General features: G+C 54.2%; 12 protein-coding genes. 5 read left to right on the top strand and 7 right to left on the bottom strand.

The annotated features are described in order from the left end of the window. Positions 1-47 precede the first annotated feature (47 nt). Genes IPM50_08580 through IPM50_08565 form a run of 4 tightly spaced genes read right to left on the bottom strand, consistent with a single transcriptional unit; the run spans position 48 to position 3,809 of the window. The gene (locus tag IPM50_08580; protein ID QQS31741.1) at positions 48-719 is read right to left on the bottom strand and encodes a thioredoxin domain-containing protein; all 672 of its coding nucleotides are present in this window, start codon (positions 717-719) and stop codon (positions 48-50) included. A 2-nt stretch (positions 720-721) separates the two neighbouring features. Further along, the gene (locus tag IPM50_08575; GenBank protein QQS31740.1) at positions 722-1,135 is read right to left on the bottom strand and encodes a disulfide bond formation protein B; all 414 of its coding nucleotides are present in this window, start codon (positions 1,133-1,135) and stop codon (positions 722-724) included. A 25-nt stretch (positions 1,136-1,160) separates the two neighbouring features. Further along, on the bottom strand, positions 1,161-1,940 hold the full coding sequence (locus tag IPM50_08570) for a response regulator (GenBank protein ID QQS31739.1): 780 nt from the start codon (positions 1,938-1,940) through the stop codon (positions 1,161-1,163). 3 nt (positions 1,941-1,943) lie between these two features. After that, a complete protein-coding gene (locus IPM50_08565) occupies positions 1,944-3,809 on the bottom strand; it encodes a histidine kinase (GenBank protein ID QQS31738.1) in 1,866 nt (621 codons plus the stop codon). Positions 3,810-3,901: 92 nt separating this feature from the next. Here IPM50_08565 and IPM50_08560 point away from each other — a divergent pair, with 92 nt between their 5' ends. Next, complete coding sequence (locus IPM50_08560) at positions 3,902-4,393, top strand: histidine phosphatase family protein (protein QQS31737.1); 492 nt, start codon at positions 3,902-3,904, stop codon at positions 4,391-4,393. Between the two features lie 54 nt (positions 4,394-4,447). On the opposite strand, the gene IPM50_08555 is transcribed toward IPM50_08560, so the two are convergent. Further along, entirely contained in the window at positions 4,448-5,119 is a 672-nt protein-coding gene (locus IPM50_08555) for an RNA polymerase sigma factor (GenBank protein ID QQS31736.1), read from the bottom strand. A 290-nt stretch (positions 5,120-5,409) separates the two neighbouring features. Between IPM50_08555 and IPM50_08550 the strand changes: the two genes are divergently transcribed. Further along, positions 5,410-6,165, top strand: a complete 756-nt coding sequence (locus tag IPM50_08550) for a hypothetical protein (protein QQS31735.1) — start codon at positions 5,410-5,412, stop codon at positions 6,163-6,165. An 8-nt stretch (positions 6,166-6,173) separates the two neighbouring features. Here the strand turns inward: IPM50_08550 and IPM50_08545 are convergent, their stop codons facing one another. After that, entirely contained in the window at positions 6,174-7,310 is a 1,137-nt protein-coding gene (locus IPM50_08545; GenBank protein QQS31734.1) for an aminotransferase class V-fold PLP-dependent enzyme, read from the bottom strand. A gap of 77 nt (positions 7,311-7,387) precedes the next feature. Between IPM50_08545 and lepB the strand changes: the two genes are divergently transcribed. The 3 genes from lepB (at position 7,388) to IPM50_08530 (ending at position 9,842) form a co-directional block, all read left to right on the top strand. Then, positions 7,388-8,095, top strand: a complete 708-nt coding sequence (lepB, locus tag IPM50_08540; protein QQS31733.1) for a signal peptidase I — start codon at positions 7,388-7,390, stop codon at positions 8,093-8,095. 41 nt (positions 8,096-8,136) lie between these two features. Further along, positions 8,137-9,228, top strand: a complete 1,092-nt coding sequence (gene carA, locus IPM50_08535) for a glutamine-hydrolyzing carbamoyl-phosphate synthase small subunit (protein QQS31732.1) — start codon at positions 8,137-8,139, stop codon at positions 9,226-9,228. Positions 9,229-9,320: 92 nt separating this feature from the next. Next, complete coding sequence (locus IPM50_08530; GenBank protein ID QQS31731.1) at positions 9,321-9,842, top strand: chalcone isomerase family protein; 522 nt, start codon at positions 9,321-9,323, stop codon at positions 9,840-9,842. A 182-nt stretch (positions 9,843-10,024) separates the two neighbouring features. Here IPM50_08530 and IPM50_08525 read toward each other — a convergent pair whose 3' ends face one another. Then, the gene (locus tag IPM50_08525) at positions 10,025-12,145 is read right to left on the bottom strand and encodes a sodium-translocating pyrophosphatase (GenBank protein ID QQS31730.1); all 2,121 of its coding nucleotides are present in this window, start codon (positions 12,143-12,145) and stop codon (positions 10,025-10,027) included. Positions 12,146-12,268: the final 123 nt, after the last annotated feature.

The following is a 12,268-nucleotide window of genomic DNA, read 5'->3' as shown; positions in this document are numbered from 1 at the left end:
AGTCATCACTGCTGCCCGCGCCGTCGATCGATGTTGGAAAAAAGTACCTAGTTCTTTTCCAATTCTTGTTTGATCATTGAGCGAAGCTCGCTTTCGAATAGGCGGTTCATCTTACGGCCGTTGACGAAGATCGTGGGCGTCTGGCGAACTCCGACGGTTTGGCCGTCCTGCTTGTCGCGGTCCACTTTTGACCCGAAACGGTTTTCCTTGATCGCGGAGTCGACCTTCTCGATGTCCAGACCCAGTTCTTTCGTAAATCTTTCAAAGGCGGCTTTTGCGTCAGGCTGTTTCGTCCCCGGAGGTGCGCCGTGTATTTCGCCCCATTCACTCTGTTTGGCGAATATCAGGTCGAGAGCTTCCCAGTACTTGCCTTGTTCGCCGGCTGCCTCAAGGAAATTCGCCGCCATCAGCGAGCTGGGATGGAATGGCATATACCTGATGACCAGGCGAACGTTCGGTTCGTATTCCTTGATCATCTTCTTGATGGTCGGTCCGAATGCAGCGCATGCTTCGCACTCGGGGTCGAGGAATTCGACGATCGTCACCTTAGCATCCGCAGGCCCGAGCGTCGGGCTGTCGTCGCGGATAAGGAAAGGATTTACTCTGTCATCGGTCTTTGCCTTTTCGGTTACATTGCTCTTGTAATAGTTCGAGCCCAGAAAAACGCCGATGATAACGATTACCAGCAGCAGCCCAAGTATCTTTATCTCTTTACCCATATTTAGATCTTCTCTTGCTTATAGGCTAACAAACACGCAGTTAGCACGACAAAAGCTCCCAGGCTCATTAGCGGAATTGTGATAAAACCAAGCAGCTCAAGCTGGACAGCATTGCACGGGACGCCTTCGGTGCAGGGCGTGATCTCCGCCGGAATGATGCCATAATAATAGAGGTTGTGATAGATCGCGATCGAGAGTCCAGCAATAGCCAGCGGTAAGGCGTAAAGCTTCATTCGGGCGTCTTTAAGAACGATGCCTGTCGCAATAACGAAGACCAGCGGATACATCGCCGCCCGCTGATACCAGCAAAGGTCACAAGGCGGCAGCTCCATCACTTCACTCAGAAAAAGGCTGCCGACCAGCGACGACAAAGCGATAAGCCATGCGATATACGGAAGAAGTCCGTTTATTCCCATTCTCTTATCTTACAACAACGGGTGGTCAGAGCTTGAGAAGGCGTTCGCGAAGTATACGCGACTGCAGCCGGCTGGAGGCTATCTCGCGCCCGTTGGCCAGCGAGACGGCATACGTACCGCCCGGCAGCGGCGAGATGGCATCGATCGTGTTGACATTGACAAGAGCGCCGCGTGAAAGCCGAATGAAAGTGTCTGCATCGAGCCGTGCTTCGATGTCCTTGAGACGGTAGTTGATGATGAACTTGCGATTCTCGGTAGTGGTAATGTGGAGCAATTCACCGTCGGCCTCGATACACGCGATGTCGTTGGCTGGCACGAGAATTATCTCGTCGCGGACCTTTACGGGAATACGTGAGAGCGGTTTGTTTGCGGCGGCATCGCTGTAATCGCGTGCGGCATTTTTTAACTTCTCAGCTTCGGCGGAACGCCAGTCGTCGGTTTCCAGGCGATCCGCGGCGCGTTTCAGTGTTTCCGCAAGCCGCCGTTTTTCTACAGGCTTCAGCAGATAATCGACGGCGTTCAGCTCGAAAGCCTGAACCGCATATTCGTCATATGCGGTCGCGAAAGCAAAAAGCGGCATCTGCGTTTTGCGCAATTGTCGGACAGCTTCGAGGCCCGACATCGCCGGCATCTTCAGGTCGAGAATGGCGAGGTCCGGTTTCAGTGTCTTTATCAGTTCGACCGCGTCGGCTCCATTGTCGGCCTCACCGATCACGTCGCAGCCACCCAGCTCTAAAAGCAGAGCTTTGAGGAATTCGCGTGCCGGGCGTTCGTCGTCAGCAATGAAAACTCGCAGTTTCTGCATAATTTAGGCAGCCTTTTTCGCGGCGGTTGAAGCCAAAGGTATCGTTATCTCCGCCGTTGTGCCGCCGTACCGGTTGTCGCGGAGTTCCAGTGACGCCGCGTCGTCATAATATGCGGCGAGGCGTTCGCGGATATTTGCCAGGCCCACGCCGCCTTTCGTCTTTGCAGATACCGCAGCGATCTCGCCGCGGCCGGTGTCTGAAACGCTCATCACGAGCGCTTCGACCGACAAACGGGCAGTTACTTCGACCGCGCCGCCATTGCGATTCTCGGAAACCGCGTGTTTAATTGCGTTCTCGACCAACGGCTGTAGGATAAGCGACGGTATCTCGATCTTTCGTAACTCGTCGGCGATGTCTATCGTCACCGCAAGCCGTTCTTCAAATCTGGCACGCTCGATGTCCAAATAGCTTTCGATGATCCCTATCTCTTCGCCTAGCGTTGTAAATTCACCGGTCGTTTTCAACACGCCGCGAAGCAATTGCGTTAACCGCAGCAGAGTATCGTAGGCTCGGTCCGGTGACGAGCGTATCAGATAGCCGATGGTGGTGAGAGCATTAAAAAGAAAATGCGGATTTACCTGTGAGCGAAGGGCAGTCAACTGCGCCTCGGTTGCCAGGCGAACGAATTCTTGTTCGCGAAATTCGCGTTCGCAGCGTTCGTGATCGACCCTGAGAGCGTCGATGCGGCGTGCCACGATGAACGCCACGCTCTCCAAAAACGACACGTCGTCCGAAAGCAGACGCCTGCCGCCGGCGAGTTCTCGAAATTCCAGAACAGGATGCGGTTCTTCCGTCGTCGGAACAATGACGGAAACAGAATCCAAGGTGTTTTGTACGATATCGACCCCGTCGGTCCGTTCGTCAGTAAGGTGGCTTTCAAAGTGATCGGCAGCGAGTGTTCGGCTGATGTGCGAGGCGGCCGCTGCCGTCGCTACGTCCTGAGAAAGCGCCAAGTCCATTTCGGTAGATATGGTTCTGAGTAATTCTGAGTAATCGGCGCGTTTCAAGATCACCGCATCGACGAACCACGAAGCCGCGCGGTAGATCGCCGGATATGTTAGGGCCGTAATGACCCACAGCCCTATGATCAGTCCCGCAGCGAGTACGTCGTCGCGGTCGTGCGTTTCGTGATAACGCAGTCCCGGCACGGCGACGAAAATATAAAATGCGACGGCGACGGACGCGAGCATCATCAGCGATATGGCGCGCTTCAGGAAAAGATCAGCGAAAGCGAAGCGGTAGTTTTGATAGAGAATTGCAAGTGCGATCGGCAATGACGACTGATGTGCGAAAAGCTCGACATACCAATAGGTCGTTTCCTTTTCGCCGCCCAAATGAAGCGCCGACGCCGCAAAGACCAGCAAGGCCGCCGCCCAAATGGCCTTGCGTTCCAGGGTCTGGTGCAGCTTGAATATGAAGATCGCCGCCGCGAGCACCAACGACCCGGCCGCAAGCACCGTGAAAGCAAGGTCGGACGGAACGCTGCCGGCCGTAGAGGCCTCGCCTACATGAAGCAACGCGGCAAGGGTGCTGATGGCGTATGCAAGGTATGTTAGCCGGTTCGTTTTGTCAGATTCCGAACCGGCAAAATGGACAACTACCGACGGCAAAAAGCCGAGCGCTGAAAATGCGATCGCTGCGAATATCGGCGGCATCGTTCTCAACCCGAGATCCGCTTGAGCAAACGCATACAGTTCGCCAGCATTCCACAAAATGCCCAGTGCCGCAGTTATCAGCAGCAGAATGCCGGTGTTCCCCAGGCCGCCGCGGCGATGGCGCAGCACCATCATCGCCAGCATGCCGTAAAGGGCAAGGCCGAGCGAAAATCCTGTCAGGTTAACAAGCGATGCAGCGTTCAGAGACGACATTCCTCCAAAAAGTATGTTGTGCGGCGGCCAAACGATGATTTTATCTCAATGGATTGCCGTTTTGACACAACGAACTGTAGAATCGCGGGAATATGAAGAAGCTGCTCGTGCTGAGGCACGCGAAATCAAGCTGGGACGATGATTCACTTTCAGACTTTGAGCGTCCGCTCAATGACCGCGGACAACGGACTGCCCTATTCATGGGAAAGTTCATTGCCGACAACGGATTGACGCCCGAGGTCATCGTCTCGTCGCCCGCTGCGAGGGCACGTGCGACGACCGAACTAGTCGCAGAGGCGATGGAGTATTCCGGTGATGCGATCTTTGATCCGAAAATTTATGAGGCAAGCGCGAACGCTCTTGTCGGCGTGGTTTCTCAGATAGACGAAGAATACATGACCGCTTTGCTCATCGGCCACAATCCGGGACTCGAGGGCCTTGTTTATTATTTGACGGATGTTTTCGAGCCGTTGCAGACCGCCGCTCTCGCTGTCATTGAGCTCGACATCGAAAATTGGGGCGATGTTGACAGCCGAACCGGAAAACTATCCGCGATCTATCGGCCGCGGGATCTGATGAAATAGAAAGGGCCTTCCGAACCTCTCGGAAAGCCCTTTGGCACCAACCTGCAACTTGTTCTACGCGTGGACGCTCGCAAGACGCGGATTCGCCTTTTTCTTGAGCAGCTTCTGCAGTTTCAGCCTAGCTTTATGAAGCTGTGACTTTGACGTGCCCACTGAGCATCCGAGTATTCTGGCGACCTCTTCGTGCTCAAAACCCTGAACGTCATGCAGTAAAAAGACGTTCTTGTAGCCTTCCGGCAACTGGGCGATAGCGTTCTCGAGAGCGATCTTGTCTACGATGCGCATCCTGTCCGGATTCGCCGTACCCGAGACGATCTGTTCCGGCGTTTCGCCTTCCTCGGTCGTCTTTTCAAACTTCACATTCCGCTTGCGGAAATGCATCAGTACCTGATTGACGGTCATTCTGTGCAGCCACGTTGTGAAGGCCGAGTCTCCGCGGAAACTGGATATCTTTCGATAAAGCTGTATGAAGACGTCTTGCGTGAGGTCTTCGGCCTCGCTCGTGTTCTGCAGCATCCTCAGGCAGATCGCATACACTCGACGATGATGCCGGCGATAGATCTCTTCAAAGGCGGCCATGTCGCCACCGGATGCGAGCCTTGTCAGCGTCAGGTCATCGATCTTGCCTATCGGGGCCGGAGCCTTTTCGGCGGCAAAGTGTACCGTGTCGGCATCGACACCTGAAGGACTGTGAAAAACCGGAAAATTCAACGTATTTGTGGTCATTGTTTTCCCTCCCACCAAGGTATATCTCAAATGCCGTGCCAATAACTTCCGTCGCCTGGGTCCAATGCCCTTAAACACGTCAAAATCTTCGTAAAGTTCCGTTTTTACAGACATACTCGTTATTTCGAGAAACATCAAAACATAGATTCAGAACGCTGTCTGCCGACGAAGAGCGCGCGCCGCTACACGATTTGGTATGTTCCGCCAATGCTCTGCTAAATAACGGCTTCAGGTGCTAGAATCTATTTTCCGCACCTTTACCGTACCGTGGTTTTCGTGCGAGAACTCATATGCACAACGCCGTTCGGTTATTGGCAGTTTCCCTTTTTGCGGCAGCATTCTTAGCGGCGGCCGTACTTGCCCAGCCTTCGGCGACACCTCGTTTCAAGAGCCGTGAATACTCAGAAAATGACGGAACTCCGGTCCTGATGAAGCACCTGCCGAATTGGGAGGCGGTGATCGATTCTGCGATCTTCGTGTCCAATGTCGATGACCTGAGGGCCGCGCTCGGCGATCGTCCGGTCTTTCGCCATCTGGAGTTCATTCCCGGCACGGAGGCGGTTGCCGCGGCATACGAACCGGGAAAACTGCTTATCGTGGAGTTCATGACCCCGCAGGCTTCGGTGGATGCCGACAATAAAATATTGGCTGAACTCGCTGCCAACAACGACGGTTCGACCTTCTATCGACGCGTCGGCAACTACAACGCCTTTGTCTTCGATGCGTCGAATTCAAGGGCCGCAGAAGCTCTTCTGGACGAGATCAAGTATCAAAAGCAAGTTCAGTGGCTGGGCGAGAATCCGTTTCAGATCGACCCGGAGCGGGCCTTTGTGCTGACGACGAGGGACATTTTCGTCTCTACGGTCCTCTTCATTGTAATGGGGCTCGGTCTTGCAGTGATGATCGGTATCATTGTTGGAGCCGCCTATTTCCAGTCCTCTGATCGCCGGCGGGCGAGGATGACCGCGCATTCAGACGCGGGCGGAATGACGAGGCTAAATCTCGACGGACTTACAGCGGAGCCGGAACACGGCATCGATAAATAACACTCTAATTACAACGACTCAGGAAGCAGGTCGATCAACGCGTCGATATCCTCGGAATTGTTGTAGAAGTGCGGCGAAATGCGCAGACGCCCGCTCCGAGCGGACACAATGACCTGTCGTTCTTCCAAATGCCGATAGATCTTGTGTGCCGGAATGCCGTTCGTGTGCCTAATGCATAGGATCTGCGAACGTTCGCTGGTCTTAAGCGAACTCACGACCTCATAAGGTTTTCCTTCGATCCCGCGACAAAGTTGGTCGCCCAATTGGAACAGATGTGACCGAATATTTTCTGCTCCGGCATCTCGGAGCAGCAGCAGACTCTGTTCAAGGCCATAGAATAGTGACGCCGGGCCCGTTCCGCTTTCCCATGCAAGAGCCGTCGGCCGCAGCGGCTGTTCACGGGCTTCAAAGTCCCATGGTTCTTCCACGCTGATCCAGCCGATCAGCGTCGGGCGAATTCTTTCGCGTGCTTTGTCCGAGAGATAGATAATTCCGACACCTTCCGGAGCACAGAGCCATTTGTGGCTCGCCCCGCACGCCGCGTCGACGCCGAGTGCAGGCAGATCGAGCGGCATTGCACCGAATGCCTGAATGATGTCAACACAAAACAAAGCATCAACCGCGTGTGCCGCACGGGCGATGCGTTCGAGATCGGCCTGAAAGCCGGAGCCGAACTGGACGGCGCTGACTGCGACGACCTTTGTTTCGCTGTCGATCAAAGAGATAAGCTCGCCGTGGTCGAAACCGCCGTCGCTGCGTGCCGGACAGATACGAAGTTCTATGCCGAGTTCGTCGCGAAGACGCCGCCAAGCGTAGTAATTCGCGGGAAATTCCTCGGCGAAAGTGACTATATTCCCGCCGTGCGACCAATCAAGCCCGTTCGCAATACTTGCAAAGCCGTCTGACGTATTCCGGACAAATGCGACCTGTTCGGCATGTACACACAGCATTTCCGAGACAAGGCTGCGGCAGCGTTCTTTTGTTTCAACCCATTTCTGATAGTGCAGCGTGCCGTTTTCCGCAACGTCCCGCAGCTGCCAAAGCACGGCATCGACCGCGTTCTGCGGCAGCGGCGAAACTGCAGCACTATTTAGGTATGCGAGATTTTTTGTCGTGGCAAATTGATCGCGGATAGCTTCGTTCATTTCCAAAATTCCTTTGACAAATGCCGTTCGGCGGTCGGATGATAAGAAATTGCCTGCACTAAGCGGGCGGGTAAATTATGTTCGACCTCGGGCGGAAAAACAAAACCGAATTCGGCTTCATCGCGGCAAATGACGATCGTGACATAGCCGTTACGCACATTGCCCGAGAATCGCGTCAGGGTCTGCTAACTGAGGGCTTGAGACTGCTGCGCGATATTTTTCTGATAATCGTTGTTTTCATTCTGCTCGGGGTATTCTTTATTCAACCTGTCGTCGTAGAAGGCACGTCGATGCTTCCGCAGCTTCAAGACGGTGAGCGGCTGCTCGTGAACAAGCTCGTTTATTACAAGCTGCAAAGCGTCAGCTGGGGACATATCGAACGCGGCGACATCGTTGTGTTTTGGTTTCCTAACGACCCTGACAAAAGCTATGTAAAACGCGTAATAGGCCTGCCGGGCGAGACCGTAGAATTGAGGAACGGCAAGGTTTACGTTGATGGACGCGAATTGACCGAAAGCTATCTTGATTCCGACTACAACACCACGACCCCCAATGCTCCGGCGAAGTTGGTCGAGGACCATCATTTCTATGTCATGGGCGACAATCGGGATAATTCGTCCGATTCGCGATATTGGGGACTCGTGCCGGAAAAATACATCTATGGCAAAGCGTTCTTCCGTTATTGGCGCCCGTCGAAGGTGGGATTTCTGGAACACGGCGAATATGACCCCGACATTCCCGTAAAGCCAGTAGATAAACGCTCGATGCGCAATGGCGAGCGGTGATTTCAGACCGCCGCGGATTTGCTGTAAAATCTTTCCTGCCAATGAAAGATAATGCAAAAGCACTGCTCGTCCTCGAAGATGGACGGGCATTTTTTGGCTCTTCGTTCGGTGCTGAGGGTGAGACGTTTGGCGAGATGGTCTTCAACACGTCAATGACCGGCTATCAAGAGATCTTGACTGACCCGAGCTATGCCGGGCAGATCGTTTGTATGACATATCCGCTGATCGGCAACTACGGCGTGAACGAGACAGACGTGGAATCGCGAAAGCCATGGGCCACCGGTTTCGTTGTCCGCGAAGCGAGCCGCATATATTCAAATCATCGCGCCACCGGCTCGCTGCAGGATTACCTCAACGCATACAAGATCGTCGGCATCGAGAATATCGACACACGAGCCCTCGTTCGGCACATTCGCGACAAAGGCGCCATGCGTGCCGGCATTTCGACGGTTGATCTTGATCAAAGCAGTCTGCTCGAACGAGTTCGTACAACGCCCGAAATGAAAGGCCGTGAACTCGCAACCGAGGTATCAGTAGATGAGAGATTTGAATTTCCTTCCGCGTCGGAAGCGAAGCATCATATTGTCGCTTACGATTTCGGAGTGAAGACCAACAGCCTGCGTGAGTTCGCCCGCCGCGGATGCCGCGTAACGGTCGTTCCGGCTGATACGCCTGCGGAAGAAGTATTTGCCTTAGAGCCGGACGGCATCTTTCTTTCAAACGGCCCGGGCGACCCTGCGTCGATGAGCAAGGTTATCCAAGAGATAAGGAAACTCGCAGCATCGCAAAAACCGATGTTCGGCATTTGCTTGGGACATCAGCTGATCGGCCAAGCGTTCGGCGGGACGACGTTCAAGATGAAATTCGGCCATCGCGGCGGCAATCAGCCGATCAAAGATCTGACAACAGGAAAAGTCGAAATAACGTCGCACAATCACGGCTTTGCGGTCGATCCCGAATCGCTGCCGGCGGATGTTGAAGTTACGCACATCAATCTCAACGACAACACTGTCGCCGGCCTTCGTCACAAGACATTGCCTGTTTTCTCGGTTCAGTATCATCCTGAATCAGCACCCGGCCCACACGATTCTGGATACCTTTTCGACAGATTTATCGGGCTATTGTCCGAGTGAACAAGCATACTTTCAGGAATGCGGTGTTTCAGCGACAGCCGATCTTTCATTTAGTTGTTTATGAACAATATTGACCTACTATCTCCATCTTTATGCTAAAACCTACACTCATTTCACTTGCTTTGATCTGTATTCTCAACGTGGCCGGCCTTTCGCAAATCGGGCCGGTAAATGTGTCCGGCGTTGCCGTCGATCGGGCCGCTTTGGTCGGAGGGGAGAATCTAATGCTGAACGGTGCGGGCGTTCGTACCAGGGCCGCTTTCAAGACCTATGTCGCGGCCTTGTACCTCGGCAAGAACGTAACTTCGACGGCAGACGCCCTGAGTCTCCCGGGAGCAAAAAGGCTTCGGATAGTCATGCTCCGCGATATGTCTAGTTCAGACGTCGGCCAGAGTTTCACAAGTGCTTTGAACGCCAATACCACAGAGGAAGAGAGAGCAAAGATACAGTCTTCCACGATACAATTCACGGGGGCCTTCAATGCGGTGACAGTGTTCAAGAAGGGTGACGTCATTACCTTGGACTGGGTCCCCGGCACCGGGCTGAGAACCATGTTGAATAACCGCGAGGTCGGCGGCCGGATCGGTGGCCGTTGTTTTTCCAATCGGTGTTGAAGGTCTGGTTGGGAAATCGTCCCGTGGAAACTGCCCTAAGGGCTACCCTGCTTCGCGGAAATGCCGGTTAGTATCGCCGGGTTGTTTCTGAGGACATACCCGGCGGAATGAGCCAATGAACAGAAAAATGGCCGATCCGAGAGATTCGGATCGGCCGCTTTCATGTGTATAAAAAACCTGCCTTATTGTCCGATGCCGTAAATATAAGGTGCTATGACCAGCGAGACGATGGACATCAGCTTGATCAGGATGTTCATCGACGGGCCTGACGTGTCCTTGAACGGATCGCCGACGGTGTCGCCTGTAACAGACGCCTTGTGCGGTTCTGACCCTTTGTAATACATCTCGCCGTTTATCTCGACGCCCTTTTCGAACGACTTCTTCGCGTTGTCCCATGCACCGCCTGCGTTGTTTTGGAAGATCCCCATCAGAACGCCCGACACGGTGACGCCTGCGAGCAGTCCGCCCAAAACTTCGGGGCCCATTGAAAAGCCGACTACCACCGGCGTGATCAGAGCGATCGCACCCGGCAGCATCATCTGACGGATCGAGGCGTTCGTCGATATCTCAACGCATTTCTCATATTCAGGCTTTGCTTTGTATTCCATGATGCCCGGTATCTCGCGGAACTGGCGGCGAACTTCGTTCACCATGTCCATAGCCGCGTTGCCGACCGCCTGAATACAAAGTGCAGAGAAAATGAACGGGATCATTCCGCCGATGAAAAGCCCGCCAAGTACAGGGGCTTTATAGATATCGATGCGGTCGATGCCGGCAATGCCGACGAATGCGGCGAACAAAGCAAGTGCCGTGAGGGCTGCAGATGCGATCGCAAATCCCTTGCCCGTGGCTGCTGTAGTATTACCGACCGCGTCAAGAATGTCCGTGCGTCCGCGAACCTCGGCGGGAAGCTGGCTCATTTCGGCGATGCCGCCGGCATTGTCGGCGATCGGCCCGAATGCATCAATGGCGAGCTGCATCGCGGTCGTCGCCATCATACCCGAAGCGGCGATAGCAACACCGTAAAGACCTGCGAAGTAATACGAGATGACGATACCCGAAGCCAGCGTAATGATCGGGACAACGGTAGATTTCATGCCTACGGCCAAACCGCCTATGATGTTCGTCGCATGTCCCGTCGAGGACTGCTGAACGATCGAATTGACCGGCTTTTTGCCCATCGCCGTGTAGTATTCGGTCGCGTAGCTCATGATCGCACCGACAATGGTACCGACAACGATGGAGTAAAACACGCCCCATTTATCGAACGACTGTGAACGAAGCGTCAGTGTACCGTCCGGCAATATCCACATCACTGCAAAGAACGACGCTGCGACAGTGAGCAGCATTGCCGACCAGTTGCCGATATTGAGTGCGTTCTGGACGCTGGAATTTTCGTCGCTGATGCGGACGAACAGCATACCGACGACCGAGAAAACGATCCCGAGTCCGCCGATGACCATCGGCAGCAGGATCGGCGACAGCCCGCCGAGCGTGTCTCGTGCGACTATTTCCTGGCCGAGCACCATTGTCGCGAGGATGGTCGCCACGTAGGAACCGAACAGGTCGGCTCCCATGCCGGCTACGTCGCCGACGTTATCGCCCACGTTGTCCGCAATGGTCGCCGGATTGCGGACGTCGTCTTCCGGAATGCCTGCCTCAACCTTTCCGACAAGGTCGGCGCCGACGTCAGCAGCCTTGGTATAGATACCGCCGCCGACGCGTGCAAAAAGAGCGATGGATTCAGCACCCAGCGAAAATCCCGTCAAAACCTCGATCGCCGTCTTGATCTGATTCGGCCCGAGGCCCGCAAATATCGCTAAAAATACGATGAACAGACCGCCGAGGCCCAAGATTGCAAGGCCAGCAACTCCGAGGCCCATAACGGCTCCACCCGTGAACGAGACCCGTAACGCCTGTTTCAGGCTGGTGCGAGCTGCCTGCGTTGTTCGGACGTTCGCCTTCGTGGCGACCTTCATTCCGATATAGCCTGCAGTAGCCGAAAACACAGCGCCGATCAGGAACGCGACGGCGATCAGCCAATGCGAGTGGATCTCGCGGCCGCCGATCTCGTGAATGGTTCCGGAATAAGCCAACAAGGCGGCGGTGATCACAGCAAAAATACTGAGCACCTTCCACTCGGCCTTGAGAAACGCCATCGCGCCTGCGGCGATGTGTCCGGCAAGCTCGCGCATGTTATCGTCGCCGGCGTCCTGTTTGCCGACCCAGATCGATTTATAGGCGGTTACGATCAAACCAAAAAGCCCGAGTGCGGGCACCAGATAGATAACGTATTCGTTCATATCGTTTTAACTGTTCGTGGCAGCATTTTGCAGCTGCATACTCGTTAAGGTTTTAGTAAATACCAAAATCAACGATTATCAGATAAATACGGCCGATAAACAAATTTGCAGCGATGGAAATTG

The sequence above is a fragment of the Acidobacteriota bacterium genome, assembly GCA_016700075.1.
Taxonomy (GTDB): Bacteria; Acidobacteriota; Blastocatellia; order Pyrinomonadales; family Pyrinomonadaceae; genus OLB17.
Note: the sequence above shows the minus strand (reverse complement) of the source record. Positions and strands in the feature narration are given on the sequence as shown.

What these genes read in the sequence shown, in the direction of transcription:
- lepB (QQS31733.1), top strand. Translation starts at nt 7,388, where the DNA reads ATGTTCGACCTCGGGCGGAAAAACAAAACCGAATTCGGCTTCATCGCG.
- IPM50_08525 (QQS31730.1), bottom strand. Translation starts at nt 12,145, where the DNA reads ATGAACGAATACGTTATCTATCTGGTGCCCGCACTCGGGCTTTTTGGT.
- carA (QQS31732.1), top strand. Translation starts at nt 8,137, where the DNA reads ATGAAAGATAATGCAAAAGCACTGCTCGTCCTCGAAGATGGACGGGCA.
- IPM50_08550 (QQS31735.1), top strand. Translation starts at nt 5,410, where the DNA reads ATGCACAACGCCGTTCGGTTATTGGCAGTTTCCCTTTTTGCGGCAGCA.
- IPM50_08545 (QQS31734.1), bottom strand. Translation starts at nt 7,310, where the DNA reads ATGAACGAAGCTATCCGCGATCAATTTGCCACGACAAAAAATCTCGCA.
- IPM50_08555 (QQS31736.1), bottom strand. Translation starts at nt 5,119, where the DNA reads ATGACCACAAATACGTTGAATTTTCCGGTTTTTCACAGTCCTTCAGGT.
- IPM50_08565 (QQS31738.1), bottom strand. Translation starts at nt 3,809, where the DNA reads ATGTCGTCTCTGAACGCTGCATCGCTTGTTAACCTGACAGGATTTTCG.
- IPM50_08575 (QQS31740.1), bottom strand. Translation starts at nt 1,135, where the DNA reads ATGGGAATAAACGGACTTCTTCCGTATATCGCATGGCTTATCGCTTTG.
- IPM50_08570 (QQS31739.1), bottom strand. Translation starts at nt 1,940, where the DNA reads ATGCAGAAACTGCGAGTTTTCATTGCTGACGACGAACGCCCGGCACGC.
- IPM50_08530 (QQS31731.1), top strand. Translation starts at nt 9,321, where the DNA reads ATGCTAAAACCTACACTCATTTCACTTGCTTTGATCTGTATTCTCAAC.
- IPM50_08560 (QQS31737.1), top strand. Translation starts at nt 3,902, where the DNA reads ATGAAGAAGCTGCTCGTGCTGAGGCACGCGAAATCAAGCTGGGACGAT.
- IPM50_08580 (QQS31741.1), bottom strand. Translation starts at nt 719, where the DNA reads ATGGGTAAAGAGATAAAGATACTTGGGCTGCTGCTGGTAATCGTTATC.